The 26,744-nt window shown below is 68.5% G+C and carries 29 protein-coding genes and 1 pseudogene; 25 read left to right on the top strand and 5 right to left on the bottom strand.

The window, feature by feature from the left end; translation table 11 throughout:
- Positions 1-2 precede the first annotated feature (2 nt).
- Genes BM075_RS16395 through BM075_RS16420 form a run of 6 tightly spaced genes read left to right on the top strand, consistent with a single transcriptional unit; the run spans position 3 to position 6,232 of the window.
- A complete protein-coding gene (locus BM075_RS16395) occupies positions 3-830 on the top strand; it encodes a PD-(D/E)XK nuclease family protein (RefSeq protein ID WP_093361782.1) in 828 nt (275 codons plus the stop codon).
- Positions 827-2,110 (top strand): ATP-dependent DNA helicase, encoded by a 1,284-nt coding sequence (locus BM075_RS16400; protein WP_093361783.1) that lies wholly within the window; start codon positions 827-829, stop codon positions 2,108-2,110. The genes BM075_RS16395 and BM075_RS16400 overlap by 4 nt, the downstream gene beginning before the upstream one ends.
- Positions 2,103-5,033, top strand: coding sequence for a DUF7146 domain-containing protein (locus BM075_RS16405; protein WP_093361784.1), 2,931 nt, complete (start codon positions 2,103-2,105; stop codon positions 5,031-5,033). Before BM075_RS16400 ends, BM075_RS16405 begins: the two co-directional genes overlap by 8 nt.
- Positions 5,034-5,089: 56 nt before the next feature.
- Positions 5,090-5,608 carry a crossover junction endodeoxyribonuclease RuvC gene (locus BM075_RS16410; protein ID WP_093361785.1) on the top strand — a complete coding sequence of 173 codons (519 nt, stop codon included), beginning with the start codon at positions 5,090-5,092 and terminating at the stop codon, positions 5,606-5,608.
- Entirely contained in the window at positions 5,605-5,814 is a 210-nt protein-coding gene (locus BM075_RS16415; RefSeq protein ID WP_425445199.1) for a hypothetical protein, read from the top strand. Before BM075_RS16410 ends, BM075_RS16415 begins: the two co-directional genes overlap by 4 nt.
- Positions 5,807-6,232 carry a DUF6362 family protein gene (locus BM075_RS16420; protein ID WP_093361786.1) on the top strand — a complete coding sequence of 142 codons (426 nt, stop codon included), beginning with the start codon at positions 5,807-5,809 and terminating at the stop codon, positions 6,230-6,232. Before BM075_RS16415 ends, BM075_RS16420 begins: the two co-directional genes overlap by 8 nt.
- Here BM075_RS16420 and BM075_RS16425 read toward each other — a convergent pair.
- Complete coding sequence (locus BM075_RS16425) at positions 6,226-7,167, bottom strand: BstA C-terminal domain-containing protein (protein ID WP_093361787.1); 942 nt, start codon at positions 7,165-7,167, stop codon at positions 6,226-6,228. The genes BM075_RS16420 and BM075_RS16425 overlap by 7 nt on opposite strands.
- Before the next feature lie 612 nt (positions 7,168-7,779).
- Here BM075_RS16425 and BM075_RS16430 point away from each other — a divergent pair.
- Complete coding sequence (locus BM075_RS16430) at positions 7,780-9,111, top strand: site-specific DNA-methyltransferase (protein ID WP_093361788.1); 1,332 nt, start codon at positions 7,780-7,782, stop codon at positions 9,109-9,111.
- Positions 9,108-9,326: pseudogene (locus BM075_RS24865) on the top strand (DUF7220 family protein). The gene BM075_RS16430 and the pseudogene BM075_RS24865 overlap by 4 nt, the downstream one beginning before the upstream one ends.
- Here BM075_RS24865 and BM075_RS16440 read toward each other — a convergent pair.
- From BM075_RS16440 to BM075_RS16450, 3 genes are all read right to left on the bottom strand, one after another.
- Positions 9,323-10,168: a DUF429 domain-containing protein gene (locus BM075_RS16440; protein WP_093361789.1), complete on the bottom strand. Its 846-nt coding sequence runs from the start codon at positions 10,166-10,168 to the stop codon at positions 9,323-9,325. The pseudogene BM075_RS24865 and the gene BM075_RS16440 sit on opposite strands and share 4 nt — an antisense overlap.
- 50 nt (positions 10,169-10,218) lie before the next feature.
- The gene (locus BM075_RS16445) at positions 10,219-10,803 is read right to left on the bottom strand and encodes a DUF3489 domain-containing protein (protein ID WP_093361790.1); all 585 of its coding nucleotides are present in this window, start codon (positions 10,801-10,803) and stop codon (positions 10,219-10,221) included.
- Between the two features lie 95 nt (positions 10,804-10,898).
- Positions 10,899-11,171 carry a hypothetical protein gene (locus tag BM075_RS16450; RefSeq protein WP_093361791.1) on the bottom strand — a complete coding sequence of 91 codons (273 nt, stop codon included), beginning with the start codon at positions 11,169-11,171 and terminating at the stop codon, positions 10,899-10,901.
- Positions 11,172-11,282: 111 nt separating this feature from the next.
- On the opposite strand from BM075_RS16450, the gene BM075_RS16455 reads away from it, so the two are divergent.
- The 9 genes from BM075_RS16455 to BM075_RS16495 are packed head-to-tail and all read left to right on the top strand — an operon-like array spanning position 11,283 to position 18,925.
- Positions 11,283-11,867, top strand: a complete 585-nt coding sequence (locus BM075_RS16455) for a hypothetical protein (RefSeq protein WP_093361792.1) — start codon at positions 11,283-11,285, stop codon at positions 11,865-11,867.
- Positions 11,815-13,809, top strand: a complete 1,995-nt coding sequence (locus BM075_RS16460; protein ID WP_093361793.1) for a phage terminase large subunit family protein — start codon at positions 11,815-11,817, stop codon at positions 13,807-13,809. The genes BM075_RS16455 and BM075_RS16460 overlap by 53 nt, the downstream gene beginning before the upstream one ends.
- 3 nt (positions 13,810-13,812) lie before the next feature.
- Entirely contained in the window at positions 13,813-14,028 is a 216-nt protein-coding gene (locus BM075_RS16465; RefSeq protein WP_093361794.1) for a phage head-tail joining protein, read from the top strand.
- A gap of 3 nt (positions 14,029-14,031) precedes the next feature.
- A complete protein-coding gene (locus BM075_RS16470; RefSeq protein ID WP_245758880.1) occupies positions 14,032-15,552 on the top strand; it encodes a phage portal protein in 1,521 nt (506 codons plus the stop codon).
- 4 nt (positions 15,553-15,556) lie between these two features.
- Positions 15,557-16,564 carry a head maturation protease, ClpP-related gene (locus BM075_RS16475; RefSeq protein ID WP_093361795.1) on the top strand — a complete coding sequence of 336 codons (1,008 nt, stop codon included), beginning with the start codon at positions 15,557-15,559 and terminating at the stop codon, positions 16,562-16,564.
- 4 nt (positions 16,565-16,568) lie between these two features.
- Positions 16,569-16,934 carry a head decoration protein gene (locus BM075_RS16480; RefSeq protein WP_093361796.1) on the top strand — a complete coding sequence of 122 codons (366 nt, stop codon included), beginning with the start codon at positions 16,569-16,571 and terminating at the stop codon, positions 16,932-16,934.
- Between the two features lie 25 nt (positions 16,935-16,959).
- On the top strand, positions 16,960-17,973 hold the full coding sequence (locus BM075_RS16485; protein ID WP_093361797.1) for a major capsid protein: 1,014 nt from the start codon (positions 16,960-16,962) through the stop codon (positions 17,971-17,973).
- Positions 17,973-18,284, top strand: a complete 312-nt coding sequence (locus BM075_RS16490; protein WP_093361798.1) for a head-tail joining protein — start codon at positions 17,973-17,975, stop codon at positions 18,282-18,284. Before BM075_RS16485 ends, BM075_RS16490 begins: the two co-directional genes overlap by 1 nt.
- 5 nt (positions 18,285-18,289) lie before the next feature.
- A complete protein-coding gene (locus BM075_RS16495; protein ID WP_093361799.1) occupies positions 18,290-18,925 on the top strand; it encodes a DUF6441 family protein in 636 nt (211 codons plus the stop codon).
- Here the strand turns inward: BM075_RS16495 and BM075_RS16500 are convergent, their stop codons facing one another.
- A complete protein-coding gene (locus BM075_RS16500) occupies positions 18,926-20,272 on the bottom strand; it encodes a phospholipase D-like domain-containing protein (protein WP_093361800.1) in 1,347 nt (448 codons plus the stop codon).
- 53 nt (positions 20,273-20,325) lie between these two features.
- Between BM075_RS16500 and BM075_RS16505 the strand changes: the two genes are divergently transcribed.
- The 8 genes from BM075_RS16505 (at position 20,326) to BM075_RS16535 (ending at position 26,736) form a co-directional block, all read left to right on the top strand.
- Positions 20,326-20,745 carry an acyl-CoA transferase gene (locus BM075_RS16505; RefSeq protein ID WP_093361801.1) on the top strand — a complete coding sequence of 140 codons (420 nt, stop codon included), beginning with the start codon at positions 20,326-20,328 and terminating at the stop codon, positions 20,743-20,745.
- Between the two features lie 25 nt (positions 20,746-20,770).
- Positions 20,771-21,712, top strand: a complete 942-nt coding sequence (locus BM075_RS16510; RefSeq protein WP_093361802.1) for a phage tail tube protein — start codon at positions 20,771-20,773, stop codon at positions 21,710-21,712.
- Entirely contained in the window at positions 21,712-22,149 is a 438-nt protein-coding gene (locus tag BM075_RS16515; protein ID WP_093361803.1) for a hypothetical protein, read from the top strand. Before BM075_RS16510 ends, BM075_RS16515 begins: the two co-directional genes overlap by 1 nt.
- A gap of 62 nt (positions 22,150-22,211) precedes the next feature.
- On the top strand, positions 22,212-22,388 hold the full coding sequence (locus BM075_RS24480; RefSeq protein WP_177208386.1) for a DUF7697 family protein: 177 nt from the start codon (positions 22,212-22,214) through the stop codon (positions 22,386-22,388).
- Complete coding sequence (locus BM075_RS16520; RefSeq protein ID WP_093361804.1) at positions 22,369-24,786, top strand: phage tail tape measure C-terminal domain-containing protein; 2,418 nt, start codon at positions 22,369-22,371, stop codon at positions 24,784-24,786. The genes BM075_RS24480 and BM075_RS16520 overlap by 20 nt, the downstream gene beginning before the upstream one ends.
- Entirely contained in the window at positions 24,786-25,412 is a 627-nt protein-coding gene (locus tag BM075_RS16525) for a DUF2460 domain-containing protein (RefSeq protein WP_093361805.1), read from the top strand. Before BM075_RS16520 ends, BM075_RS16525 begins: the two co-directional genes overlap by 1 nt.
- Complete coding sequence (locus BM075_RS16530; RefSeq protein WP_093361806.1) at positions 25,409-26,293, top strand: DUF2163 domain-containing protein; 885 nt, start codon at positions 25,409-25,411, stop codon at positions 26,291-26,293. The genes BM075_RS16525 and BM075_RS16530 overlap by 4 nt, the downstream gene beginning before the upstream one ends.
- On the top strand, positions 26,290-26,736 hold the full coding sequence (locus tag BM075_RS16535; RefSeq protein WP_093361807.1) for an NlpC/P60 family protein: 447 nt from the start codon (positions 26,290-26,292) through the stop codon (positions 26,734-26,736). The genes BM075_RS16530 and BM075_RS16535 overlap by 4 nt, the downstream gene beginning before the upstream one ends.
- The last annotated feature ends 8 nt before the right edge of the window (positions 26,737-26,744 follow it).

Here is a 26,744-nt window from a genome sequence, read left to right on the forward strand (position 1 = left end):
GGATGCTGGTCGATCTCAACCACCGCTCAGGCTTCGTCTATCGCCGCGCTGCGGACGCGCCCCCGCCGCTCGGCGCCCGGATCAACACGCTGCTCGATGACGCCCTCGTGGCCGAGCGCGCTGGCCAGAGGCCCCGCGACTACCTCGGCGCCAGCCGGATCGGCGAGCCCTGCGCGCGCCGCCTCGTCTACGAGGTGACCCACACGCCGCCCGATCCCGGCAAGGAGCTCGAGGGGCGAAGCCTGCGCATCTTCGCCGCCGGCCATGTCTTCGAGGATCTCGCCATCCGCTGGCTGCGGCTGGCCGGGTTCGACCTGCGGACCCAGACCCGCGAGGGTGGCCAGTTCGGCTTCGAGACCGCGGGCGGCCGGATCCGCGGCCATGTCGACGGCGTCATCGTCGCCGGCCCGGAAGTGGGCCTCGCCTGGCCCGTTCTCTGGGAGCACAAGGCGCTGAAGGCGTCCTCCTGGTCGGACACCGCGAAGAAGGGCGTCCGGCTCTCCAAGCCTGTCTATTTCGGGCAGATGCAGATCTACATGGCCTATTTGGGCCTCGGTTCGGCGCTCTTCACCGCGCTGAACAAGGACAGCTGCGAACTCTACCACGAGCACGTTCCCTTCGATCCGGCGACCGCGCAGGAGCTCTCCGACAAGGCGGTCGCCGTGCTGCGCGCCGCGGATGCGGGCGAGCTGCTGCCGCGGATCGCCACGAGCCCCGATTTCTACCTCTGCCGGTTCTGCCCGTTCTCGGCACGCTGCTGGGGTGAGCCGCGTCCCGGAAACGCTCCGGTGGGGCGTTTCAGCGGCGAACGGCCGGAGGCCAAAGCATGACCGTCACGCTTTCCGAGATGCAGAGCCGCGCGATCGCGGCGATCCGCGACTGGTACCAGACCCGCCGCCACGAGCAGCAGGTGTTCCGGGTGTTCGGCTATGCCGGGACCGGCAAGACCACGACCACCGCGCAGGCGATCGAGGCGCTGGGGCTGGCGCCGATGACCCCCGGCGCCCCTGGCGGCGTGCTCTTCGGCGCGTTCACCGGCAAGGCCGCGCTCGTCATGACGCGCAAGGGCACGCCGGCCCAGACGATCCACAGCCTGATTTACCGCGTCTCGGAGGCGACCCCGGAGGAGATCGAGCGGGTGACCGAGGATCTGGCGACGCTCCGGCGCGATCTGCCGCGCATGGGGCCGGCCGAGCGCGACTTCGCCATGACCCGGATCGCCCAGCTCGAGATGCGGCTCGAGGACATCCACCAGCCGAAGTTCCTGATCAACGAGCAGTCGATCCTGCGCGACGCCGACCTCCTCGTCCTCGACGAGGTGTCGATGGTGGGCGAGGACCTCGGGCGCGACCTTCTCGCCTTCGGCAAGCCCATCCTCGTGCTGGGCGATCCGGGCCAGCTACCGCCGGTGAAGGGCGCCGGCTTCTTCACCGAAGCCGAGCCCGACGTGATGCTGACCGAGGTGCATCGGCAGGCCGAGGACAGCGCCATCCTGCGGCTCGCCACGCTGGCGCGGCAGGGCGCGCCGATCCCCATGGGCGCGCATGACGACCACGTCTGGAAGATGTCCCGCCATGAGGTCGGACCGGCGCAGATGCTGCGCGGCGGACAAGTGCTCTGCGGCACCAACGCGACGCGGCGCTGGCTGAACACGGCGATGAAGCGCGCGGCCGGGTTCGAGGCCGACTATCCGACAGGCCACGGCGAGAAGATCATCTGCCTGAAGAACCGCCACGATCTCGGGCTGATCAACGGCATGTTCCTGACGCTCAGCGACGTGCGCCAAGACCCCGACGATGCGTTCGCCTTCAGCGCCATCGTGGAGACCGAGGACGGCGATACCATCGCCGGGCGGCACAGCTTCTGGCGCGGCGAGTACGCCGACCACCTCGCCTACGACCCCGAGCGCGGGCGCCGCGAATGGCAGATCAAGCGCGGCCTGATCGAGAGCAGCTGGGGCTACGCCATCACCTGCCACAAGGCGCAGGGTTCGCAATGGGAGAACGTGGTCGTCTTCGACGATGGCTTCGGTCGCTCGGCGGCCGACAGGAACCGCTGGCTCTACACCGCGATCACGCGGGCCGAGCGGGGGCTGGTGATCCTTGCTTGACCTCAACGACGCCCTTCCGCTCGCAACCGAAGCGCCGCGCTACGATCTCGACCTGATCGTCGAGCGTTTGCGTGAGACCGCCCCGCACTGGGTGCCCGACCTCTTTCCGCGCGGCCGCCGCGCCGGCGACGAGTGGCGCCTCGCCAACATCCAGGGCGACGCGCCGCGAAACACCGGCTCGTGTGTCATCACGCTGCGCGGACCGCATGCCGGCGACTGGATCGACTTCGATGGCAACCATGGCGGCGGGCCTATCAGCGCGATCGAGGAGGCGACCGGGCTCGATGGCCGCGCCCTGATCGCGCGCGCAGCCGAGATCGCCGGCGTCACGCCCGGCGCGCCCGAGCGGCGAGCGCCGGCGACGCTGTCGACGCCGAAGCGCGACGCCACCCACGAGATCGCGCATATCCTGTCGTCGGCGCAGCCGATCGCGGGCACGCCCGCCGCGGATTACCTCGCTGGCCGCGGCCTGGATGTCCCTGCCGAGGCCGATCTGCTCTTCCATCCCGATCTGGCGCATTTCGAGACGAAGACCGGCTATCCGGCGCTCGTGGGCCAAGTGCGCGACCGGAACGGCGACGTCATCGGGCTGCATCGCACGTGGCTTGCGGCGGAGCCTGACGGCGGCATCCGCAAGGCGCCGCTCGACAAGGCCAAGAAGATGCTCGGCCGCGTTGCCGGCGGCGCCGTGCGGCTCGCGCCCCTCGGCGACGGCGACAGGCTGGCGCTCTCCGAGGGCATCGAGACCGGCCTCGCGGCCATGACCGCCTGTCCCGATCTCCCGGTCTGGGCCACGCTCTCGACCTCGGGCCTCGAACAGGTCGAGCTGCCGCCGGCCGCCACGCGCATCGTAATTCTCGCCGACAACGACTCCTCGGGCGCCGGCCTGCGTGCCGCCGATGCCGCCGCACGCCGGCTGCGCGCGCAGGGCCGCGACGTCGCCATCGCCGTGCCGCCCGAAGAAGGCCAGGACTTCAACGACCTGCTGTTGAGCGACCGCGCACAGGCCGTGGCGCGGGTGATCGCCGCCGCGGAGTCGGTCGTCGAGGCCGAGACGGTGATGCAGATCGGGCAGCACCGCCCGCTCAACTATCAGGGCTCAGGCGAGACGGTCCCGACGCTGCGCGCAGACGAGGGCGATCTGGCGCGGGCGAACGAGCAGGTCTGGAGCCTGCTCATGGCCTCGAACCGCTGCCCCTGGCTCTTCCGCCTCGCTGGCCAGCCCACATGGGTCGTGCCAGACGACGAGGGTCGGCCCGTCGCCACCGCGCTCAACGAGGAGAAGCTCCGCCACATGCTGGCGCGGCTCGCCCGCTGGGTACGCGTGAACGCGAAGGGCGAGCCCATCCCCGCGCCGCCGCCCTTGCCGGTGGTCAAGTCGGTCCTCGCCACCCCCGATCCCGCGCTGCCCGTGCTGACCGGCATCGTGAACACGCCCGTCTTCGGGCGGAACGGAACGCTGCTCACCACGCCCGGCTATCATCCCGACGCGCGGCTCCTCTACGTCCCGGCGCCGGGCTTCGCCGTGCCGGACATTCCCGCCAGGCCCACATCGGCCGAGATCGCCGCGGCGCGCACGCTGATCTGCGACGACCTGCTCGGGGACTTCCCCTTCACCGGCGACGCCGAGCGCTCCCATGTCGTGTCGCTCCTGCTGCTGGGCTTCCTACGCGGCATGATCGACGGGCCGACGCCGCTGCACCTGATCGAGAAGCCCGCGCCCGGCACCGGCGCCACGCTGATGGTCGACGCCATCACGGGCATCCTGACCGGCGCGGGCGCCAGCGTCATGACCGAGGGGCGCGACGACGAGGAATGGCGCAAGCGCGTGACCGCGAAGCTCCGCCAGATCCCCTCCATCGTGCTGATCGACAACCTCCGCGCCACGCTCGACAGCTCGGCCCTCGCCGCCGCGCTCACGGCGCCCTTCTGGGAGGACCGCATTCTCGGCCATTCCGAGATGGCGCGGCTGCCGATCCGCTGCCTCTGGATCGCGACGGGCAACAACCCGGAGTTCTCGAACGAGATGGCCCGGCGTCTCGTGCGCATCCGGCTCGATCCGCACACCGACCGCCCCTGGCAGCGCTCCGACTTCCGCCACCCCGACCTGATGAGCTGGGTGCGCGCCAACCGGGCGCGGCTGGTCGCGGCCTGTCTGACGCTCTGCCAGGCGTGGATCGCCGCGGGCCGGCCGCGCGGCGGGCGCAGCATCGGCTCCTTCGAGAACTGGGCCCATGTGCTCGGCGGCGTGCTCGAGGTGGCGGGCATACCCGGCTTCCTCGGCAATCTCGAAGAGATGATGGAGTCCTCCGACAGCGAGGGCGCCGCCTGGAACGCCTTCATCGGCGCCTGGTGGGACCGGTTCGGCACCGCCGAGGTGACGGCCGCCGAGGTCTACGACATCGCGCTCTTCTGCGATCCGCCGCCGCCGATGAGCGGCGCCAACGAGCAGGCGCGCAAGACGAGCTTCGGGATGTCGATCGGGCGCATGCGAGACCGGGTGTTCCGGCTGGGCGATCTCCGCGTCCGGCTGGTGAAGGCCGGCACGTACCGGCGCGCCACGAAGTGGCAACTGAAGGTGACCGAGGAGGAAAGATCCTCGGGAGCGGCCTGCCGCAGCGCCGATCCGTGTGAGCCTCGGGCCGATGGTGTGAGCCTCGAAAACCAAGGCTCACACGCGCAAGGCACTGATACCAAACCAAAATGTGAACCTTGTGAGCCTTGTGAACCTTTTTCCACCCTTACGCGTGCGTGCACGCGCGTGCACACGAGGGGAGACGCCGGAAAAGGTTCACAACCCTCACAAGGTTCACAAAGCGACGTCGTTTCAACGGGTTGCGGGTGTGAGCCTCCATGTGAGCCTTCCTCGGCAGGCTCACAGGCCTCACCACGCCCCGATTGGCTGCGGGAGCTCGACCCATGAGCCCCGCGCGCTGCCCCCATCCCTCCATCGAGCAGCAGACAGGAAAGGAGCCCCCGATGGCCCATGCATCCCTCACCTCGTCGCCCGCGATCGCCCCTGCGGGCGGCACGCCGGTCCTTCTCGCCCTCGACCTCGGCACCACCACGGGCTGGGCGCTCCGCGCCGCAGATGGGCTAATCACAAGCGGCACGGTCTCGTTCCGGCCGAGCCGCTACGATGGCGGCGGCATGCGCTATGTCCGCTTCCGCGCCTGGCTGGAGCGGCTGGCCGCGGATGCCGGACCCATCGGCGCGATCCATTTCGAGGAGGTGCGCCGGCATGTGGGGACCGACGCGGCGCATGTCTTCGGCGGCCTGCTCGCGACGTTGACGGCATTCGCCGAGACGGCGGGCGTGCCTTATCAGGGCGTGCCGGTTGGGACGATCAAGCGCCACGCTACCGGAAAGGGCAACGCGCCGAAGGAGGCGATGATCGCGGCGGCCCGCGCCCGCGGCTTCAGCCCGGCCGACGACAACGAGGCCGACGCCATCGCCATCCTATTCTGGGCGATCGAGACGGCAGGAGGCGTGGCATGAGCAGGATGCGCTACACGCCCAAGGGTTATGGCGGGCGACGCCGCGACCCCGAGCAGGTCAAACGCGAGGGCTGGCACGAGCAGCGGATGCTGGCGGTCTCGCTGGACGACCAGCGGCTCACATGGCCGGAGCGGGAGTTGATCCATCAACTCGGGGACAAGCTCTACGGCAAGCCGCCCGCGGTCCGGGAGGTGCGCCATGACTGATTGGACCACCGCGCAGGTGCAGGACCGCCTGGAACTCGCCGCCGATGTCTTCGCGCAGCTGCCTGCGGTGAAGCCGCAGGGCTATTTCAACGCCTGGCCCGAGTACTTCCACAGCTTCGCCGATCAGGTCGGCCAGGAGCCGCAGATGCGCCGGCCGCGCCCGAGCCCTCGCCAGATCACCGAGGCCGAGGAGGCGATGCTGTGGCTGCGCTGGCTCGAGAAGGACGACGCTCGCCTCGTCTGGCTGCGCGCCAACCGGACGCCGTGGAAGCCCATCTGCTGGGAGTTGGGCATCAGCCGCGCCACGGCGAACCGGCGCTGGCAATACGGCATCGCGGTCATCGTATGGCGGTTGAGCGGGAGGCGGGTACCAGGCAAGCGGTCGATGGAGTTCGTGGTCCGCCGAGCCGCTCAATAGTTGGTAATCTGCGGGGCCTCGATCTTCGCAATCGTCAATTGTGCTATAGACGGCGGAATGGTGCCTTTCTTCGCCTTGTCATTGATGTATTTTCGGAATTTGCCGCCGCCGATGTAGTGATCCTGCAGCCACTCCCGATACGCACCCAATGCTTCGAGCGGATAGCACCAGGCCTCCTGAGGGTTGGACTTCGCCTGCGGGTGGCTATCGGGGTACCGGTGAGGGAACTTGTTGCGATCGCCAAACCGCTCATTGAAGCCGTTCTCGTCCCAGAACTTCGACCAATGCAGGCCGATCGAAATGTCGACGACGTTCTTCTCGTCGACTGGTGCGCCTGCCACGATCATCTCGTAGATCAGGGTCTCAGCTTCGTTGAATACGCTGAAGAACCCCTTGGGCGCGGACTGATAGTTCAAGGCAATGCGCTCATGCCACTTGTCGAAACGCGCGCGTCCGGTCGGGTCGTAACCAACCTGCGAGTAGATCATCTCGCGGAGTTTCGTCCCAGCGAGGATACGGAAATTGTCGCGGGCCTCTGGCTGGCAGTTCGTCCCGGCGTCGAACGCGTAATACTCAAGGATCGCCAGACACACCTCGGCCGGATAGCAATAGTGCACGACACCGTTGTGCGGCACTTCTATATGGGCGACCGAAGCCTCAAGGCCGAGCTTGGACAGGATACCCTTGATGGCCTTGATCCTCGGCTTCGGATCTGCGTCGTCCCACTGAGCACTGATCGTGCCGATATGTGCGTTCTGAACGCCGCACAGCGCAGCGAGTCCCCGCTGATTCAAGTATGGCGTGCCGTCCGAGAGCACGCCCATGCCGATTCCATTGATCTCGGTGTCCTTTTCAATACCCAGATCGAGGACACCTTGGGTGATTTCCTCTCCGTCGTTTTTGACTGGTAACGCCTTGATAGTACGGGGTTTCATGCCGATTTCCTCGCCGTCTGAACTGTTGCGGGCACCGCGATGAACTGCGAGGCCAACAGGCACCCCCGCGCACGGGAACAGAGTGGAAACATATCAGACTTTGGTCGCGACGCCAACCAGATGATGTGTGCTGCGATGCGGTGCGGTCGATATGCGGTAGGTGGTGTCAAGCTGCTTCCGACGACCGAGACAATTTCCTGCGAGACACCGGGCGGCGAGACGGATCGCCCTGCCGACGCTATCAATGGAGATATACTCGGGGTCGTGCGCTCGGGCCAACCGACGCTGATCTCGAGGTGGCCACCGAGGCTGGCTTCCGGGGTCCAGCCGGGGTCCAAGCCGCCAACCCATTGAAACCAATGGTTCCTTCCTGGCGAATATGTATGCTGGCGGGCTTGGCGCGATATTTCGCCAGCGGCAGGGCCGGATTTTTGGGAAGCCACCGGAGTCCAGCGTCCAACCACGACGCCTGAAACCCTCATGAATTCAAACGCCTGACCGACTGCGCGGGGTGGATGTCTCGCGGATTCCGGAGTCCAGCCGGATGCCGGCGGACCTCGCCGCGCCGGAGTCCACCCGGCCAATGCCGATCGATCATCGACAGGAACCTGCATGACCCTAGCCTTCGCCCCCGAGCGGATCGAGACCTGGCCGCTTGAGCGCCTGCAGCCTTACGCGAAGAACGCGAAGGTGCACGGGCCCGACCAGGTCGCGAAGATCGCCGCCAGCATGGCCGAGTTCGGCTGGACCGTGCCGTGCCTCGTCGGCGAGGACGGAGAACTGATTGCCGGCCACGGGCGCGTCCTGGCCGCCACGCAGCTCGGGCTGACCGAGGCGCCGGTGATCGTGCTCGGGCATCTGACCGAGGCGCAGAGGCGCGCCTACCGGATCGCGGACAACAAGCTCACGGAACTCGGCAGCTGGGACGAGGCGCTGCTCTCTTCCGAGCTGCAGGATCTGCTCGCGGACGACTACGACCTGTCGCTGGTCGGTTTCTCGGACGGCGAACTCGACAAGCTCCTGGCCTTCGATCCGGACGGGGGCGGTGAAGAAGAAGGTGGCGCCGGGGGCTCTGTGCCTCCGGTGACCATCCCCGAGCCGCCGCGCAATCCGGCCTCGCGGTCGGGCGATCTGTGGGTCCTCGGCGACCACCGGCTGCTCTGCGGGGACAGCACGAACCACGAAGATGTCCGCCGCCTGATGAACGGTGAGCGCGCCGTGCTGTTCGCGACCGATCCGCCGTACCTCGTGGATTACGACGGATCGAACCACCCGACCCGCAACAAGGACTGGTCGCCGTCCTACGGCGTGACCTGGGACGACAGTTCACAGGGCGCGGAGCTCTACGACGGCTTCATCGCCGCGGCTGTCGCCGAGGCGATCACCGAGGACGCGGCCTGGTACTGCTGGCACGCCTCGCGCCGGCAGGCGATGCTGGAAGTCTGCTGGGAAAAGGCCGGCGCCTTCGTCCATCAGCAGATCATCTGGGTAAAGGACCGCGGAGTCCTGACCCGGTCGCATTACCTCTGGAAGCACGAGCCCTGTTTCATGGGCTGGCGCCGCCCGAACCGCCCGCCGAAGGTGGCGGAGCAGACGCTGCCCTCGACCTGGGAGATGCCGTCCTTCGCGAAGGACGAGCGGCCCGACCACCCGACGCCTAAGCCGCTCGACGCGTTCGGCATCCCGATGCGCCAGCACGTCGCCCGCGGCGGCCTCTGCTACGAGCCCTTCTCCGGCTCCGGCTCGCAGATCATGGCGGGCGAGGCTAACGGCCGTCGCGTCTTCGCGATGGAGATCAGCCCGGCCTATGTCGACGTCGCCGTCGAGCGCTGGCAGGCCGAGACCGGCCGTGACGCGATCCTGGACGGCGACGGACGGACCTTCGGCGAGGTGAAGGCCGAGCGGCTGGACCAGTCTGCGAAGGACGAGGATGCAGCCGCATGAAGCAGAGCCGGGCCATGTCGCTGGTCGAGGCCATCGCCAACGTGGTGGTCGGCTACGGCGTCGCCGTCTTGGCGTAGATACTGATCTTCCCGGTCTTCGGGCTGCACACGACACTGGCGCAGAACCTGAAGATGGGCGCGGTATTCACGGTCGTGAGCATCGCGCGGTCTTTCGTCCTGCGGCGGCTATTCGAGGCAATTCGAGTTAGGAACTAGGGATCGACGACCTGCGAAGTCGGCACACCGCGCCGGATTGCTGCCTGCCTGAGGCGGGGCCACGTCGCGTCTGAGATCGGCGTGACCATGTAGCCGTGATCAACGTCTCCTAGCATTGCCGAGTGGGCAGTGGGGCCCGCTCGCCAGAAGAGACCAATCAGCGCACAGAGGGCAGCATCAAGCTTGTCCTGATCGGACTTCCGAGGTTGAGCGGCGTTCCGCATCTGATGGGCCCATTCGGCAAGCCCCGGCACATTGAACCGCTCGGCTGAACGCTCGACCACGCGCGCCACTGCCTGCCAGTCTTCCAAGCGGAATTTTTTCCGGTTCTGCGGATTGTACTTCGGAGCGCCGAGCCGCTGAGCGAAGCCGTCGTCGAGCGCGGGCAAAGCCAGCGCGGGGAATACTTCGATGAGGAAGTGGCCAGCAGACGCTGTACGCGCCTGAAGGGGATCCTCCGTCGCACAGAGACCGGAAACAAAAGACCAAATCGGCGAGTCGTCGCAGAACATACCGATCTTGCTGCGGTTGGCCGGCTGAACGCCACCGCCGACAAAAGAAACGAGGGACGCAGCGACTTTGTCCACCGGGCGGCTGCCCGTGGCATTGGGCACTACCGTTGGCTGATCAAGCGCAACGAGGCTGACGGCGAAATCTTCGCGGAGCTCGTCGATCAACCTTCGAGCCTGCGTGAACGAGACCAGTTGCGGTTCGTGGAACTGGACTTGGCCGTGGTCATCAAACGCCACGGCGCAGATCGCGCCCGGCGCCTTCGGGGCATCGGTCCACGCCGAATCAAAACCGAAAATGACTGTGCTGCTTTGCGGGTTCACGGAATCCATGTGGTCCTCCGCAAAGCAGCTTAGTCAAAGGATGCAAGGAATGCATTCGCTTACTTGCTCAGCTTGTACACCCTTCCGCGGCCCTCGACCTTCTCTGAGGTGACTTCGAGCCCGAGCTTTTTCTTGAGCGCGCCGGCGAAGGCGCCTCGGACCGTGTGCGGCTGCCATCCCGTTTCGGCGACGATCTCGTCGATGGTCGCGCCGCCGTCGGCGCGGAGCATCTCGATCAGCTTCGCCTGCTTCGTGCCCGTGCGCGGCGTGCGCGCCTTGGGTGCAGCGTCGGCCTCGGTGGGAGCGTCTTGCGGAGCCTCCGCACTCGGCGCCTCATTGGCGCCCGTGGGCGCGCTGTCGCCGCTCTCCGGCTCGACGCCGATGAGGGCGAGACCCGCGTCCGTGATGTGCAGGAGGATGGCGTTGCCGTCTTCGTCGTTTCGCCAGATGCGGTTGAGGGCGGCGTCGGCCTTGGTCTGGTTGTCGGTCGCGGTCTCGGCTATCAGCCCGCGCTTCAGCAGCGCGCCGACCACCTTTGCGGCGGCGCCGCCGCGAAGGGAGCCGGGGAGCGGCAGGACGTTGCGGTCCTCGCGTTGCGCAGCTGCGCTGAGGATCACGAGCTGGGTGTCGGAAAGCTTGGTCATGGGGTCGTCTCCGTTTTCGGGGCCGCGACCGTCGCGACCCTCCTACGACCCCGAGCCGCGCCTTGGCGCGGCAGGAGTTCCGGCGGTGCCGGAGATCAGCGGGCGTGCTCGCCCTCGCCGAAGGCGCTGTCGGTGATGCGCTTCAGCAGGCTGGCGTAGTGTTCGAGGGTGCCGACCATGGCCCAGCCCGCCTCGTCGGGGTGGACGTTGAAGTGGTCGTCGCTGAGCGCCTGCAGGCGGGCGAGCATCTCGTCGATCTCGGCCTTCTTGCCGATGAAGGCGTTCAGCGCGGCTTCCTTGTTCCGGCGCGCCTTCTCGGCGCGGAGTTCGTGGCGCGGGGTGGTGATCGGGTTCAGGCGGGTGGTCATCGTGGTGGCTCCGGGTGGGTTGCATCGTCCTTGTGGGATGGACGTTCGCTCCACACGCCCGGCTTATCAACTCGATAAGCACCTGACTTTGAATGATAATTGGAGCCGTCGATGAAGGGCATGAGCGAGCGCCAGTACGCCGCCCATGTCGGGCTCTCGCGCGGCGCGATCCAGAAGGCGAAGGCGGCCGACCGGCTCGTCCTGCACGAGGATGGCAGCATCGACGCCGCGGCCTCGGACCGGCTGCGAGCGGAAGCGACGGACCCGTCGAAGACGAGGAAGGCGCCGGCACCGAAGCTGAAACCCGTGCCCGAGGCCGCCGTCGCCGCCGTCGGCGACACGCTACGGGAACAGGGGCTGTCCGCCCCGGCCGTCGGCGGCGGTACGACCTTCCTGCAGGCGAAGACCGCGAACGAGGTGCTGAAGGCGCAGGAGCGGCGCATCCGGCTCTCGAGGCTGAAGGGGGAACTGGTCGACCGCGCCCGGGCGGAGACGCTGATGTTCCGGCTCGCGCGCGACGAGCGCGACGCCTGGGTGACGTGGCCGGCGCGCGTCGCGGCGTTGATGGCCTCCGAACTCACCGCGGCGCTGGTGGACGCGTACGAGGTGGAGGCAGCGCTGATGCAGAAGGTTCTGGAGGCCCATGTCCGCGCCCAGCTCGACAGCCTCGCGGAGATCCGACCCGGGCTTGGATGACGATCTTGTCGGGTTCGACGGGTCCGCCGCGCTGATCCGTGCCTGGTTGCGGGGCCTGCGTCCCGACCCGGACCTGACCGTCTCGAGCTGGGCCGACCGCCACCGGAAGCTCGCCTCGCGCGCCTCGGCTGAGCCGGGGCAGTACAGGACCGCGCGCACGCCCTACATGCGCGAGATCATGGATCGGCTCTCGCCCGGCGATCCGACACAGCGGATCGTGTTCATGAAGGCCGCACAGGTCGGCGCGACCGAAGCCGGCAATAACTGGATCGGCTTCGTCATCCACCAGGCGCCGGGCCCGATGCTCGCGGTCCAGCCGACGGTGGAACTGGCCAAGCGCAACTCGCGGCAGCGGATCGACCCGCTGATCGACGAGAGCCCCGAGCTGCGGGAGCGGGTGAAGCCCGCGCGCTCGCGCGACGCGGGCAACACGATGCTGTCGAAGGAGTTCGCAGGCGGCATCCTGATCATGACCGGCGCGAACTCGGCGGTCGGGCTGCGCTCCACCCCGGCGCGCTACATCTTCCTCGACGAGGTCGACGCCTATCCCGCCTCGGCCGACGAGGAGGGTGACCCGGTGACGCTGGCCGAGGCGCGGTCGCTGACCTTCGCCCATCGGCGCAAGGTGTTCCTGGTCTCGACCCCGACCATCCGGGGGCTGAGCCGGATCGAGCGCGAGTTCGAGGCCAGCGACCAGCGCCGGTTCTTCGTACCGTGCCCGCATTGCGACGCGATGCAGTGGCTGAAGTTCGACCGGCTGCGCTGGGAGAAGGGGCGGCCGGAGACGGCCGAGTATCACTGCGAGGGCTGCGACATGCCCATCGCGGAGCACCACAAGACGAGGATGCTCGAGCGCGGCGAGTGGCGTGCGACCGCCACGGCTACCGATCCCACGACGGTCGGCTACCACCTGTCGGCGCTCTACTCGCCGGTGGGTTGGCTCAGCTGGCAGCGGATCGCGCGGGCGCATGAGGCGGCACGGGGTAGCGACGAGGCGATGCGGGCGTTCCGGAACACCATCCTCGGAGAGACGTGGATGGAGACCGGCGAGGCGCCCGACTGGCAACGGCTGGCGGACCGGCGCGAGTCGTGGGTGTCGGGCACGGTGCCGGAACGCAGTCTGTTCCTGACCGCAGGCGCCGACGTTCAGAAGGACCGGATCGAGGTCGATGTATGGGCCTGGGGCCGAGGCCTGGAAAGCTGGCTCGTCGATCATCTCGTGCTCGAAGGCGGGCCCGGCGATCCGGCCTGCTGGCAGCAGCTGACCGACCTGCTCGGGCGAACATGGGCGCATGGGTCTGGCCAGCGGATGACGCTTGCCCGGCTCGCCATCGACACGGGGTATGAGACCAGCGCGGTCTATGCCTGGTCGCGCCAGGTGGGCTTCGCGCAGGTGGCGCCGGTGAAGGGCGTCGAGGGGTTCGCGCGAACGAGTCCGGTGACCGGGCCGACCTATGTCGACGCGACCGTCGCGGGCAAGCGGCTCCGGCGCGGCGCCCGGCTCTGGACCGTGGCCACATCGACCTTCAAGGCCGAGACCTATCGCTTCCTGCGGCAGGACCGGCCGACGAGGGAAGAACAGGCGGCGGGCGCGCTGTGCCCGCCCGGCACGATCCACCTGCCGGACTGGGCGGACGGCGAATGGCTGAAGCAGCTGACCGCCGAGCAGCTGGTGACCGTGCGCACGAAACGCGGCTTCGCGCGGCTCGAATGGCAGAAGCTGCGCGAGCGCAACGAGGCGCTGGACACACGGGTCTATGCCCGTGCGGCGGCGTGGATCGCGGGCGCGGACCGCTGGCCCGAGGCGCGCTGGGCTGATCTGGAGGCCCAGCTCGGGGTGGCGAAGCAGGACGGACCCGAGGCCGGACCGGGAACGCCGGTGCACGTTGAGAGACGAACCTCGCCGCGCCGGCGCACGGTGCGCTCAAGCTACATGAGGTGATCCATGGCCACGGCCGCAGAGCTCCGCGCCCGCCGCGACGCGCTGACCGCGCAGCGATCCTCGGGCGTGGCGCGGGTCAGCTATGACGGCAAGACCGTGGACTATCGCAGCGTGGCCGAGATCGACCGGGCCATCGAGGCGCTGGATCGCGAGATCGCCGTGGCCGAGGGGCGTCGGATTGTCCGGCAGCTGCGCGTGACGACAGCAAAGGGGCTCTGAGCCATGGGCCTCTTCGACCGTTTCCGCCGCCGCGCCGCCGGCGGGCCTGCTGCCGTGCGCGCCCGACTCGAGGGCGCCATGGCGAAGCGGCGGCTGCGCGGCTGGAACCCGCCGCTCGAGAACATCAATGCGCTGGTCGCCTCCGGTGGCCCGCGTCTGCTGGCGCGGTCCCGCGAACTCGTGGTGACCAACGGCTATGCCGCCAACGCCTGCGAGGCCTTCGCCGCAAACCTCGTCGGCGACGGGATCAAGCCCTCGTCGCTGATCGGGGACGCGGATCTCCGCGATCGGGTTCAGCGGCTCTGGCTCGCCTGGACCGACGAGGCCGACGCCGACGGTCTGACCGACTTCTACGGCCTGCAGGCCATGGTCGCGCGCGAGATGTTCGTCGCGGGCGAATGCTTCGTCCGGCTCCGACCCCGTCGCGCGGAGGACGGACTTCTGGTGCCGCTGCAGCTGCAACTGCTCCAGTCCGAGATGCTGCCCTTCGAGAAGACCGAGACGGCAGCCAACGGCAATCGCATCCGATGCGGGATCGAGTTCGACGCCATCGGCCGACGGGTGGCTTACCACTTCCGCCGCCGGCATCCGGGCGACAGCACCGACCAGGGGGCGGTGATCCCGGAGACGGTGCGCGTGCCTGCGGCGGACGTGCTGCACATCTACCGCCCCATCGACGCGGGCCAGATCCGGGGGCTGCCGCATATCGCGCCGGCGATGGTGCGGCTGTTTCTGCTCGACCAATACGACGACGCCGAACTCGACAGGAAGAAGACCGCGGCGATGTTCGCGGGCTTCATCACCAAGACCGCGCCAGAAGAGCCGATGATGGGCGAGGCCGAGGCGGATCTCGACGGCGCGGCCATTGCGAGCCTCGAGCCCGGCACGATGCAGGTGCTGCTGCCGGGCGAGGACGTGAAGTTCTCTTCGCCGGCCGATGTCGGCGGCGGCTACGAGGCCTTCCAGTACCGCACGCTGCTGGCGGTCTCGGCCTCGCTGGGGCTGCCGTATCACCTCGTCACCGGGGATGTGCGGCAGGCGAACTACTCATCCCTGCGCGCCGAACTCGTCGAGTTCCGCCGCCGCATCGGCCAGCTGCAGCACGGCGTGATCGTGCACCAGCTCTGTCGCGCGGTGTGGCAGCGTTGGCTGGAGACGGCGGTGCTCGCTGGCGCGCTCGATGCCGATCCCGCGACGGTGCGACCGGTGCAATGGATCCCGCCGCGCTGGGACTGGGTCGATCCGCTGAAGGACATCCAGGCGCAGGTGCTGGCGATGGAGGCCGGCATCACCTCGCGGCGCAAGGTGGTCGAGGCCACCGGCTACGACATCGAGGAAGTCGACCGCGAGAACGCGGCCGACGCCGCGCGCGCGACTGGCCTCGGCCTGCGCTACCGCACGAGCCCCGGAGAGACGCAGGGCGCTCGCGCGACGCCCGCGACGCGGCCGGACCCGGCCGCTGGCGCCGGCAACGACACGGACGACGGCGCGGCGGCGACCGATCCGGCCACCGAACAGGAGTGACGACATGGCAAGCTGGTATGCGATCCGCGCCCGGGGGACCGGTGCGGAAGTGGCGATCTATGACGAGATCGGCGCCTACGGGGTCTCGGCGAAGGGGTTCCTGGCCGAACTGGGCGCGCTGCCTGAGGGCACGCCCGTCGACCTGCGGCTGAACAGCCCCGGCGGATCGGTCTTCGACGCTGTCGCGATCCACAACGCGATCAAGCGCCACGAGGGCCCAGTCACGGTCTGGATCGACGGCATCGCCGCCTCGGCCGCCTCCTATATCGCCATGGCCGGCGACGAGATCGTCATGCCCGAGAACGCCTTCCTGATGATCCACGATCCCTCGGGGCTGGTCATGGGCACGGCGGAGGAAATGCGCGCCATGGCCGAGGCGCTCGACAAGGTGAAAGGCAGCCTCGTCTCGGGCTACGCCGGGAAATCTGGCCGGACACCGGAAGAGGTCTCCGCGCTGATGGCAGCCGAGACCTGGTTCGACGCGTCGGACGCGGTGGCGCAGGGCTTCGCCGACCGGCTGATCGAGCCCGTCCGCATCGCAGCAGCCTTCGACATCGGGCGTTTCCGCAACGCGCCGCCGGTGCTGGTGGAGCAGGTCGAAGCCGAACCGGAGCCCGGCGACGATTCCGACGGCACAAACACCGAGGCTACCGACGACGTCGCCGACGGCGATCATGTCGAGGACCAGCCGGCCGCCGCTTCCGATACCCCGGAGCCGCCGGCCGAGACGCCACCGCCCAGCGGCGCGCCGCCAGATCCCGCTGTGATCCGGGCCGAGGCCATTGGCCACGCCCGCGCCGTCGTCGATCTCTGCCGCCTTGCGGGCAAGCCGCAGATGGCCGGCCGCTTCCTCGAACAGGACGCGAGCCTCGACGAGGTTCGCACCGCACTCCTCGCCGCCAAGGCCGAGGCCGAGCCCGAGATCGCACCCCATCACCCGCAGCCCGGCCGCTCGTCGGCCGCGCGCCCCTGGGGCGAGATCGTCGCCAACACCTTCAAATTGAAAGGATGACACCATGACCACGCTGGTCGAAGGGAAACACCCCGGCGGCTTCCTCGTCTGGGAAGCCTTCCGCGACTACACCCGCGAGACGATCACCGTCACCGCGGGCACGCTCGAACCCGGCACCGTGCTCGGCAAGATCACCGCCAGTGGCAAATACACCGCGCACGATCCGGCCGCTGTCGACGGGACCGAGACCGCCGTCGCGGTGCTTTGGGGCAAGGCGGATGCGTCCGGTGGCGATGCGCCCGCGGTCGCCATCGTCCGCGGTCCCGCCATCGTCAACCGCCACGACCTCGTCTTTGCCGGAACGCCCAGCGAGGGAGAGATCGCGTCCGCCCACACGGCGCTCCTCGCCGCGGGCATCCTCGTCCGCTGATCCAATTCCGACAGGAGGCATCCTCATGGCCACCATGGACATCTTCGAAGGCGATGCCTTCACCATCATCGAGCTCACCCGCGCGCTCGAGAACATCCCGTACAAGCCCGCGCTGCTCTCGGGCTCGGCCCTCTTCAGCCCGCGCGGCGTGCGCGCCCGCACCGTCGTGATCGAGAGCCGCGACGGCACGCTGTCGCTGATCCCGTTCTCGGAGCGCGGCTCGGCCTATGAGCAGCAGGTTCCCGACCGGCGCGAGATGCGCGCCTTCGTCTGCCGGCAGTTCAAGAAGCAGGACGTGCTCTGGGCCTCCGAGATCCAGTCGGTCCGCGACTTCGGCTCGGAAAGCGCCACCCAGCAGGTGCAGGCCGAGGTAGCCTACCGGCTCAGGAAGCTCCGCCAGGACGCCGAGACCACCTTCGAATACCACCTCCTGAACGGCATCCAGGGGCTGGTGAAGGACCCGAAGGACCACGCGACGGTGGTGAACTACTTCACCGAGTTCGGCATCACGCCGGCGGCCGAAATCGACTTCGACCTCGATAATGCGAGCCCGGCCTCCGGGGCGCTGCGCAAGCGCTGCCAGGCGCTGATTGAGAGCGTCGAGGACTCGATGGGCGGGCTCTCGGCCGGGGCCGTGCAGGTCCGCGCCGAATGCGGCTCGGCCTTCTTCGCCGATCTGGTGGCCCATAAGGAGGTGCGGGAAACCTACCTCAACACTGCCGCAGCGGCTGATCTGCGCGGTCGCGTGGCCGACGAGGTCAGCTTCGGCGGCATCACATTCCGGCGCTACCGGGGCGGCGTCGGCTTTACCGTCCCGACCGACAAGGCCTTCTTCTATCCCGAGGGCATTGAAGGGCTATTCGAGATCTACTATGCGCCGGCCGACACCTTCGAGACGGTGAACACCCTCGGCCAGCCGCTCTATGCCCGCACCATCCCCGACCGGGATCGCGACGAGTGGGTCCGGCTCGAGATCGAGAGCAACCCGCTCCCGATCTGCACCCGGCCGCAGGTGCTGCGCTCGGCACGGCGGACCTGATGACCGCCTTCGCCGCCGCCCTCGACGCGCTCTTCGCCGACGCGCATCTCGCGCGCGACGTGGTCTACACCGCCGAGGGCGGTGCGTCGGCACTTGTCCGCGCCATCCTGCGCCGGCCGGACGACGTCACGAACTTCGGCGAGGCGCGCATCTGGTCGGAGACCACCCGTCTTGATCTGCGCCTCGCCGAGGTGGTGAGCCCGCGCCCCGGCGACCGTATCGAGATCGACGGCGAGGCCTTCCTCATCCAGGGCGAGCCCGTCCGCGACCGCGAACGGCTCGTCTGGACCGTGGATCTGCGCCCAGTCTGATCTCGATGAAGCTGAAACTCGACATCACGCCCGACCTCGTCGCCGCCATGGCCGCGGAGGTGAAAGCGGGCGAAAAGGCTGTCACAGCCACCATGCGCGAGGCCGGGACCGGGCTCAAGACCGCCTGGCGCAGTCAAATCACCGGGGCGGGGCTGGGAAGGCGGTTGGCGAATTCTATCCGCAGCCAGACATATCCGAAGGCCGGCGAGAGCCTGAACGCCGCGGCGCTCGTCTGGTCCAAGGCTCCTGTCATCGTCGGCGCCCACGACACCGGCCCGCTGATCCGCTCGAAGGACGGGTTCTGGCTGGCGATCCCGACCGAGGCAGCCGGGCGAGGCCTGCGCGGCGGAAAGATCACGCCCGGGGAATGGGAGCGACGGCGCGGCCTGCGCCTGCGGTTCGTCTATCGCCGCCGCGGCCCGAGCTTGCTGGTCGCCGACCGGGCTCGCATCAACACCCGCGGCCAGGCGGTTGCGTCGCGCGCGAAGACCGGCCGCAGCCAGGTCACCGCGCCGATCTTCCTGCTGGTGCCACAGGTGAAGCTGCCGAAGCGGCTCGACCTCGACCGCGACGCCGAGCGGGCGCTCGACAGCGTGCCGGGGCTGATCGTGGCGAACTGGGTGGAGGGGAGCTTCGGATAATCAACCAACGTGGACCGTGACGTCATAGCCCAACGACTTTAGAGATTTCGATGTTCTGCCGTTTCGTGGCGGGAAGCGATCCGGCAACGCCCAACCGACGAGTTCGCCCAGTGCGCTCACTCCAAGACCTTCGATTTTCCACTTCGGGTCATGAACGGCGGTCCAGAGCCGCTCCGGCAACTGCGCCTCCGGGCCACCGTAGAGTATGAAACTCAGAAGCTGCTTCACATCGTTGCCGCCTGCGGATTTGTCATCCCATATCCGCTTCGAAAGCGCATCGACCTTTTCGGGGATCGTGTACTTTGTCCCGTCTTCACGAAGACCGACAGCCTTGTTTGCGACGCGGCGCGCGTAGTCCTTGATGGAATGTATGCCCATGCAGATCGCGCGGAATTCCTCATAGTCCATTTCGTCGATGGCCTCGGCAGTGAGTGCCTCCCGCAGCATGGGCGCGGTGTCGTTCAGCATGTTGTCTTCTTCCGAAGGAGCATTCTTCAAGTTGCGCCACCAGACTACGGCATCGCGGAGCGCGGCGTCGGGATCGCGTCTGTTACGCTCGAAGAAGTCCGCGTAGAGGGCTCGCCGTCCGTCAAAGGTGCGCTGGTAATAGTGTGCGTGCAGGAACTGATCTGCCTGCGCGCCCGCCGGAGCATCAGCATCAATCCAAGAGGGCCTATTCTCCGGCCGACTAACCACGTCGCCTATGTCGCGCAGCTGTTGCAGGGTCGAGTGCCACTCTTCGAGGAAAGACTGCCGCTGGCGGTCGGTCGCCTTCTTCTTCGCGGTTTGAACGAGGCCTGACCACTTGGTGAAACTCGGGCTGCCCCAAAATTCGTCCGCCGGCGGTTTCGATGCCGATAGCTGTTTGGCGCGCTTCTGCATTACGGCCAGCAACTCATCTGTCAGGGGAGTGGAGTTCCGATCCAATACGGAGAAGAGGTCAAGGATATCTGCTGCCATATCGTCGGTAATCTCGGCCTCCGGAAAGAAGCAGCCTGCCTCCACGTTATTGTACCACGCGCTCTGCGTAAGATTGGCGGAGCCGATGTAGAGGCCGTATTCCCGCCACCATATCACTTTTGCATGGTGGTGCTGAACCAGTCGGCATTGGAACCGAGCCGACTTGCGGTTGAGGAAGGTGGCAAGAATCGATGTGCTGACGGCAACGCCTTCATCGAGGCGTCCATAGAACTTGAGCGGAATCGAGTGACTCCAGCACCAATCGAATAGCAGGGCAGCATCTGTCGCATAGGCAACCGCGGCCAAGACTTCCTGAGTATCGACGGCCGCATTCTCGGTGATATTCCTGAGATAGTTTCCGTTTATGCCGCCCATCATCAATTGCATAGCGATCTCATGAACTTGGGGAGATTTTTCTCACCATAACCGAAACGGTAGCCATGCCCACCCCCCGCGAAACCATCCTCACCGCGCTGCACGCGCGGCTCTCTGCGCTGCCCGCCACCGCCCTCCGCGGCGAGGTGTTGACCGAACGCGTGCCCGCCGCCGGCCTCTTGATCCTGCGCGACGGCGAACCCGGAGAACCGGAGGTTACGCTGTCGCCGCTGGCCTACCACTACCAGCACCGCGCGGAGATCGAGGCCGTCGTGCAGGGTGCCGACCGCGACGCGGCCTTCGACACGCTCTGCGCCAGCATTGGCGCGGCGCTCGCCGCCGACCGAACGCTGGGCGGGCTCTGCGATTGGATCGAGGCCGAAGCGCCACGGCCGGTCGATCTGCCGGTCGAAGGCGCGGCGAGCCTGAAGGCGGCCGTCATCCCGGTGGTGCTGCACTATTCCACGGCCGACCCGCTGACCTGACCCAACCGACCACAGGAGTTGAGACATGGCACGAGCCCAAGGGGCGCTGGCGCTGATGGCGCTTGCGTTCGAAACGACCTATGGAACGCCGCCCGTGGGCGGCTTCACCCGCGTGCCCTTCGCCAGCACGTCGCTGGGGGCGGAGCAGCCGCTGCTGAACTCGGAGCTTCTGGGCTACGGCCGCGATCCGCTGGCGCCAATCAAGGACGCGGTCACGGCGGACGGCGACGTTGTCGTGCCGCTCGATGCCGAGGCCTTCGGCTTCTGGCTGAAGGCCGCGTTCGGCGCGCCCACGACCACGGGTGCGGAAGCCCCGTACAGCCACGAGTTCCAGTCGGGGTCCTGGACACTGCCTAGCATGTCGATCGAGACCGGCATGCCAGAGGTGCCGCGCTACGCGATGTATTCGGGCTGCGTGCTCGACCAGATCACCTGGCAGATGCAGCGCTCGGGGCTTTTGACGGCGACGGCGCGGCTGGTGGCGCAGGGCGAGACGGTGGGCACGACGACCAGCGCCGGAACACCGGCGGCGCTGGAGCTGAAGCGCTTCGGGCACTTCAACGGTGCGATCACGCGCAACGGCACCGCTCTCGGCAACGTGGTCTCGGCCGAGATCACCTATGCCAATAACCTCGACCGCATCGAGACGATCCGCAGCGACGGCCGGATCGATGGAGCCGATCCGTCCATCGCGGCGCTCACCGGCCGGATCGAGGTGCGCTTCGCCGACCAGGCTCTGGTGACGCAGGCGATCAATGGCGAGGCCTGCGAGATGGAGTTCGCCTACGTCCTGCCCTCGGGCGAGAGCTTCACCTTCACCGTGCACGCCGTCTACCTGCCGCGCCCACGCATCGAGATTTCCGGACCGCAGGGGGTGCAAGCCACCTTCGACTGGCAGGCGGCCCGCGACAGCGTGGTCGGCCGGATGTGCACCGCAACCCTCGTGAATGACGTGGAGACCTACTGATGCTCACGCTCGACCTGACAAACGCGCCGCGCTGGCATGACCTCTCGCCTGGCGTGCGGGTGCAGCTGCGCCCCCTGACCACCGCCCTGATGGTGGCGACGCGCAGCGATCCGGCCGTCGAGGCGGTGCCCGAAAACGCTTCGGACGAGGAACGCGCCGTTGCCTTCGCCAAGGCGCTCGCGCGGCGGGCGGTGCTCGCCTGGGAGGGCGTGGGCGACGCCGACGGCAACGCGATCGACCCGGGCCCCGAGGCCATCGACGCGCTGCTCGATATCTGGCCGATCTTCGAGGCCTTCCAGCTGACCTACGTCTCCAAGGGCCTGCTGCTGGAACAGGAAAAAAACGCCTCCGCGCCCTCGCCGAATGGTCCTTCGGCGGGGGCGACCGATACTGCCAAGCCTGCGCGCAAGCGTGCCCGGACTGTCCGGCGCAGCTGAACCGTCCGGAAACGACGGAGGGTTGGCAGGTCTGGGACCTGGTCGGCCGCCTCGGCGGCCAGATGCGGGTGCTGCCCGGCGCCGTGATCGGATGGGACATGTCCGCCGCGCTGGCGCTCGGTGACGCGCTCGGCGTGCCGCCGCTCGCCATGGCCGAACTGCTGCCCGCCATCGAAGCGGTGATGGTGGCCAAACTCAACGAACAGATGGAACACTCCCATGGCGGAAAAACGGGTTAGCGTCCGCCTCGCGGCCGTGGGTGGACGGCAGGTGCGCGCCGAACTGGAAGGCGTGGGCGAAGCCGGGTCGCGCGGCTTCGGACGGCTGAGCCGCGAAATGGAAGCGGCCAACGCCCGGCTGGCGGCCTTCTCGCGGCGCGTCCGGGTCGCGGCGGCCGCCGCAGTTGCCGCAGCGACCGCCGCGGGTGTGGCGATGATCCGCTCCGGGCTGCAGACAGTCGATGCGCAGGCCAAGCTCGCGCAGTCGCTGGGGACCACCGTGGCCTCGATCCAGACGCTCGAGCGGGCGGGCGAGCTGGCGGGCGTGTCGATGTCCGGCATCGAACAGGCGACCAAGGATCTGACGCGCCGTCTCAGCCAGGCGGCCGCCGGGACCGGTCCCGCCGCCGATGCGCTCGACCGGCTCGGGCTCTCAGCCAACGAGCTGATCGCGTTGCCGCTGGATCAGCGTGTGGGTGCGATCAACGCCGCCATCGAGAGCTTCGTGCCTGCCGCCGAGCGCGCGGCGGTCGCGGGGCAGCTCTTCGGTGAGGAAGGCTCCATCGCCATGTCGCGGATCGACACGGCGACGCTGCGCCAGGCGACGCAGGACGTGCTTGCCTTCGGGGTCGTGGTCTCGGAGCAGGATGCCGACCAGATCGAGCGGACGAACGACGCCATCTCCCGGCTCGGGCTGATCTGGCGCGGGCTGTCGAACCAGCTCGCTGTCGCCGCCGCACCGGCATTGGAAGCCGTTGCCAACGCCATGGCGGCGGTCGCCAGCCGCACCGGCCCACTTGGCATCACGATCCGCGGCCTCTTCGACAACATCGGCCGCCTGACGACCTATGCCGCGACCTTCGCCGCCTTCCTCGCGGGCCGCTGGGTCGCCGGCATGGCCGCCGCCGCGCTATCCGTCCGGGGCCTTGCCACGGCGCTTGTCGTCCTGCGCGGCGCGCTGATCCGCACCGGCATCGGGGCGCTGATCGTCGCCGCGGGCGAGCTCGTCTACCAGTTCACCCGCCTCGTGTCGGGCGCGGGCGGCTTCGGCGAGGCGATGTCGCTCCTGAAGGACCTCGCGGTCGAGGTCTGGGAGCGGATCAGGATGGGCGCCGCCGCAGCGGGCGCGGCCGCCACGGCGATGTTTTTCGACCTGAAGGCCGACGCCGCCTCCGGGATGCAGAGCGCCATCGAAAGCGTGGTCGGTTTCGGGAATACGGCGGCGAATACATTCGAAGGCGCCTACGAGGCGATCAAGGCGATCTGGGGTCTGCTGCCGGCCGCCATCGGCGATCTGGCGTTCCAGGCGGCCAACAGCCTGGTCGACGGCGTCGAGGCGATGCTGAACGGCGTGGTCGCTCGCATCAACGGCTTCATCGGCGGCATCAACCAGGGGCTGGAAGCGCTGGGGTCGGAGCGCCGCATCACGCTGGTGCCCGACCTCGACCTCGGCGAGATCGAGAACCGCTTCGAGGGCGCGGCGACCGCCGCGACGACGGCGGCACAGGCGGCCTTCGACCGGGCCTTCGAGGACAACCCGCTGACCGCGCCCGATCTCGGCCTGACGGAGGCGGCAAACCGGGCCCTCGAATCCGCGAACCTTTATCGCGGGGCCGCGCGCGATCTGGCCGAAGGGGCTCGCGCGCCGCTCGAAAGCTGGCAGGCTCTGCGCGACGCGGTGCGCGGCACCGACGAGGCCAGTGCCGATGCGCTGACCGAGGCAACCGCAGCGGCCGAGCGGCTGGAGACCGCGCTCGGCGATGCCGGACGTGCCGCGACGGATGCAGGCGCGGCGGCCGGAGCTGCCGCCGCTGCGGCAGAGCCCGCTACCGAAGCTGCCGTCACCGGTTGGCAGGCGGTCACCGCCGCGCTGTCGGACTACGCCAGCAAGGCGCGCGAAATCGGCGGCGATATCGGCCAGAGCCTCGTCGGCGCCTTCCAGTCGGCGGAGAACGCGGTCGGCCAGTTCGTGCGGACCGGCAAGCTGAACTTCCGCGACCTCGTCACCTCGCTGCTCGCCGATCTCGCCCAGCTGGCGGCGCGGCGGTTCATCCTCGGGCCGATCGCCAATGCGTTCTCCGGCGTGTTCTCCGGCGCGAGCGGCATCTTCGCCAACGTCCTTCATGCGGGCGGGATGGTCGGATCGGCCGGGCCTTCACGGTTGGTCCCTGCCATGGTCTTCGCCGCCGCGCCCCGGATGCATTCAGGCGGCATGGCCGGACTTCGCCACGACGAGGTTCCCGCAATCCTGCAGCGCGGCGAGCGGGTTCTCTCGCGCCGCGAGGCGCAGAGCTACGGCGCGGGCGGCGGGGTCAACGTCACCATCATGGCCCGCGATGCCGAGAGCTTCCGGCAATCCCGCACCCAGGTCGCGGCCGACATCGCCCGCGCCGTGTCGCTCGGGCGGAGGGGCATGTGATGGCGTTTCACGAGGTCCGGTTTCCCGACAATGTCAGCCGCGGCGCGCGCGGCGGGCCCGAGCGGCGGACGCAGATCGTCGAGCTCGCCTCGGGCGACGAGGAGCGCAACGCCGGCTGGGCCAATTCGCGCCGTCGCTATGACGTTGCCTATGGCATTCGCCGCGCCGACGATCTCGCCGCCGTCGTCGCCTTCTTCGAGGCGCGGAACGGTCGGCTGCATGGCTTCCGGTTCAAGGACTGGGGCGACCACAAGTCCTGCCTGCCTTCGGGCACGCCATCGCCGACCGATCAGTCGATCGGCACCGGCGATGGCACGACGACCGCTTTCCAGCTGGTCAAACGTTATGCCTCGGGCGCGCAGTCCTGGACGCGCGCCATTGCCAAACCGGTTGCGGGCAGCGTGCGCATCGCGCTGGCGGGAGTCGAGCAGCCCTCCGGCTGGACGGTCGATGCCACAACCGGCGTCGTCAGCTTGAGCCCCGCGCCGGGCTCCGGCGTCGCGATCACCGCGGGCTTCGAGTTCGACGTGCCGGTCCGCTTCGACACCGACGCGCTCGACGTGACGCTCGACCTCGAGCGGCTCGGCTCGATCACCTCCATTCCGCTGCTGGAACTGCGCCGATGAAGACCCTCGCGCCCGCCTTTCAGGCCCATCTCGACCAGGGCACGACGACGCTGGCTTGGTGCTGGCGGATCACGCGGGCCGACGGCGTCACCTTCGGCTTCACCGATCACGACCGGACACTCGCCTTCGATGGGACGGACTTCGAGCCGGAGAGCGGCCTGACGGCCTCGGAGGTGCGCTCGGGCTCGGACCTGTCGGTCGATGCGCAGGACGCCGAGGGCGTGCTGACCTCCGACCGGATTACCGAGACCGACATCCTGGACGGCCGCTGGGACAACGCCGAGGTCGAGGTCTGGCGCGTGAACTGGGCCGACACCGGCCAGCGCGTGCTGATGCGCCGCGGGGCCATCGGCCAGATCCGGCGCGGGCGGCTAGCGTTCGTCGCCGAGGTCCGCTCGCTCGCCCATGTCCTTGGCCAGACGGTCGGGCGGACCTTCCAGGCGACCTGTGACGCCGCGCTCGGCGATGGGCGCTGCGGCGTCGATCTCGAGGATCCGGCGTTCAAGGGCACGGGCGCCGTGATCGATCTCCTGCGGGACCGGGCCTTCACCGCCTCGGGCCTCGGTGGGTTCGCCTCCGGCTGGTTCACCTTCGGCACGCTGGACTGGACGAGCGGCGCGAATGCCGGGCGGCGCACCGAGGTGCTCGGCCATGACGTGACGGACGGCATCGCATTGCTGACCCTGCTCGAAGCGCCGGTGCGCGCGATCGCCGAGGGCGACGGCTTCACCATCCGTGCGGGCTGCGACAAGCGCATGGAGACCTGTGGGGCCAAGTTCGCAAACACCGCCAGTTTCCGCGGTTTCCCGCACATCCCCGGCCAGGACGCGGTCCTGCGCTACGCCACCAAGGATGGTGGGCACGAGGGGTCCGTGCTGTGACGCAACCCCTCACATCGGCCGACCCCGCGCGCGTCATCGCCGTCGCGCGCTCCTGGCTCGGCACGCCTTACCACGACCAGGCGAGCCTGCGCGGTGTCGGCTGCGACTGCCTCGGGCTGGTGCGGGGCGTCTGGCGCGAAGTCGTGGGCCCCGAGCCGTTCCCGATCCCGCCCTACAGCCGGGACTGGGGCGAAACCGGCCCGCGCGAGGTCCTCGCCGAGGGCGCGCGGCGCATTATGCCCGAGATCTCTCCGGCCGATGCCGGTCCCGGCGCGCTGGTCCTCTTCCGCATGAGGCCCCGCGCCATCGCCAAGCATGTCGGGATTCTGACCGGCCCCGACAGCTTCCTCCACGCCTATGAGCGGCTCGGCGTGATCGAGGAACCGCTCACCAACGCCCGGCGGCGGCGCATCGCCTTCGCCTTCCTGTTCCCGCAACGCTGAGATCCGCA

This window comes from Tropicimonas isoalkanivorans (assembly GCF_900112335.1).
Taxonomy (GTDB): Bacteria; Pseudomonadota; Alphaproteobacteria; order Rhodobacterales; family Rhodobacteraceae; genus Tropicimonas; species Tropicimonas isoalkanivorans.

Bases quoted from the DNA above. Each gene is read 5' to 3' on its own strand.
- BM075_RS16395 (WP_093361782.1), top strand. From the start codon at position 3: ATGCTGGTCGATCTCAACCACCGCTCAGGCTTCGTCTATCGCCGCGCT.
- BM075_RS16480 (WP_093361796.1), top strand. From the start codon at position 16,569: ATGACCACGCTGGTCGAAGGGAAACACCCCGGCGGCTTCCTCGTCTGG.
- BM075_RS16460 (WP_093361793.1), top strand. From the start codon at position 11,815: ATGTCCGCGCCCAGCTCGACAGCCTCGCGGAGATCCGACCCGGGCTTG.
- BM075_RS16465 (WP_093361794.1), top strand. From the start codon at position 13,813: ATGGCCACGGCCGCAGAGCTCCGCGCCCGCCGCGACGCGCTGACCGCG.
- BM075_RS16455 (WP_093361792.1), top strand. From the start codon at position 11,283: ATGAAGGGCATGAGCGAGCGCCAGTACGCCGCCCATGTCGGGCTCTCG.
- BM075_RS16430 (WP_093361788.1), top strand. From the start codon at position 7,780: ATGACCCTAGCCTTCGCCCCCGAGCGGATCGAGACCTGGCCGCTTGAG.
- BM075_RS16410 (WP_093361785.1), top strand. From the start codon at position 5,090: ATGGCCCATGCATCCCTCACCTCGTCGCCCGCGATCGCCCCTGCGGGC.
- BM075_RS16495 (WP_093361799.1), top strand. From the start codon at position 18,290: ATGAAGCTGAAACTCGACATCACGCCCGACCTCGTCGCCGCCATGGCC.
- BM075_RS16515 (WP_093361803.1), top strand. From the start codon at position 21,712: ATGCTCACGCTCGACCTGACAAACGCGCCGCGCTGGCATGACCTCTCG.
- BM075_RS24480 (WP_177208386.1), top strand. From the start codon at position 22,212: ATGCGGGTGCTGCCCGGCGCCGTGATCGGATGGGACATGTCCGCCGCG.
- BM075_RS16450 (WP_093361791.1), bottom strand. From the start codon at position 11,171: ATGACCACCCGCCTGAACCCGATCACCACCCCGCGCCACGAACTCCGC.
- BM075_RS16445 (WP_093361790.1), bottom strand. From the start codon at position 10,803: ATGACCAAGCTTTCCGACACCCAGCTCGTGATCCTCAGCGCAGCTGCG.
- BM075_RS16530 (WP_093361806.1), top strand. From the start codon at position 25,409: ATGAAGACCCTCGCGCCCGCCTTTCAGGCCCATCTCGACCAGGGCACG.
- BM075_RS16490 (WP_093361798.1), top strand. From the start codon at position 17,973: ATGACCGCCTTCGCCGCCGCCCTCGACGCGCTCTTCGCCGACGCGCAT.
- BM075_RS16415 (WP_425445199.1), top strand. From the start codon at position 5,605: ATGAGCAGGATGCGCTACACGCCCAAGGGTTATGGCGGGCGACGCCGC.
- BM075_RS16520 (WP_093361804.1), top strand. From the start codon at position 22,369: ATGGCGGAAAAACGGGTTAGCGTCCGCCTCGCGGCCGTGGGTGGACGG.
- BM075_RS16475 (WP_093361795.1), top strand. From the start codon at position 15,557: ATGGCAAGCTGGTATGCGATCCGCGCCCGGGGGACCGGTGCGGAAGTG.
- BM075_RS16470 (WP_245758880.1), top strand. From the start codon at position 14,032: ATGGGCCTCTTCGACCGTTTCCGCCGCCGCGCCGCCGGCGGGCCTGCT.
- BM075_RS16500 (WP_093361800.1), bottom strand. From the start codon at position 20,272: ATGCAATTGATGATGGGCGGCATAAACGGAAACTATCTCAGGAATATC.
- BM075_RS16485 (WP_093361797.1), top strand. From the start codon at position 16,960: ATGGCCACCATGGACATCTTCGAAGGCGATGCCTTCACCATCATCGAG.
- BM075_RS16420 (WP_093361786.1), top strand. From the start codon at position 5,807: ATGACTGATTGGACCACCGCGCAGGTGCAGGACCGCCTGGAACTCGCC.
- BM075_RS16400 (WP_093361783.1), top strand. From the start codon at position 827: ATGACCGTCACGCTTTCCGAGATGCAGAGCCGCGCGATCGCGGCGATC.
- BM075_RS16440 (WP_093361789.1), bottom strand. From the start codon at position 10,168: ATGGATTCCGTGAACCCGCAAAGCAGCACAGTCATTTTCGGTTTTGAT.
- BM075_RS16525 (WP_093361805.1), top strand. From the start codon at position 24,786: ATGGCGTTTCACGAGGTCCGGTTTCCCGACAATGTCAGCCGCGGCGCG.
- BM075_RS16505 (WP_093361801.1), top strand. From the start codon at position 20,326: ATGCCCACCCCCCGCGAAACCATCCTCACCGCGCTGCACGCGCGGCTC.
- BM075_RS16510 (WP_093361802.1), top strand. From the start codon at position 20,771: ATGGCACGAGCCCAAGGGGCGCTGGCGCTGATGGCGCTTGCGTTCGAA.
- BM075_RS16425 (WP_093361787.1), bottom strand. From the start codon at position 7,167: ATGAAACCCCGTACTATCAAGGCGTTACCAGTCAAAAACGACGGAGAG.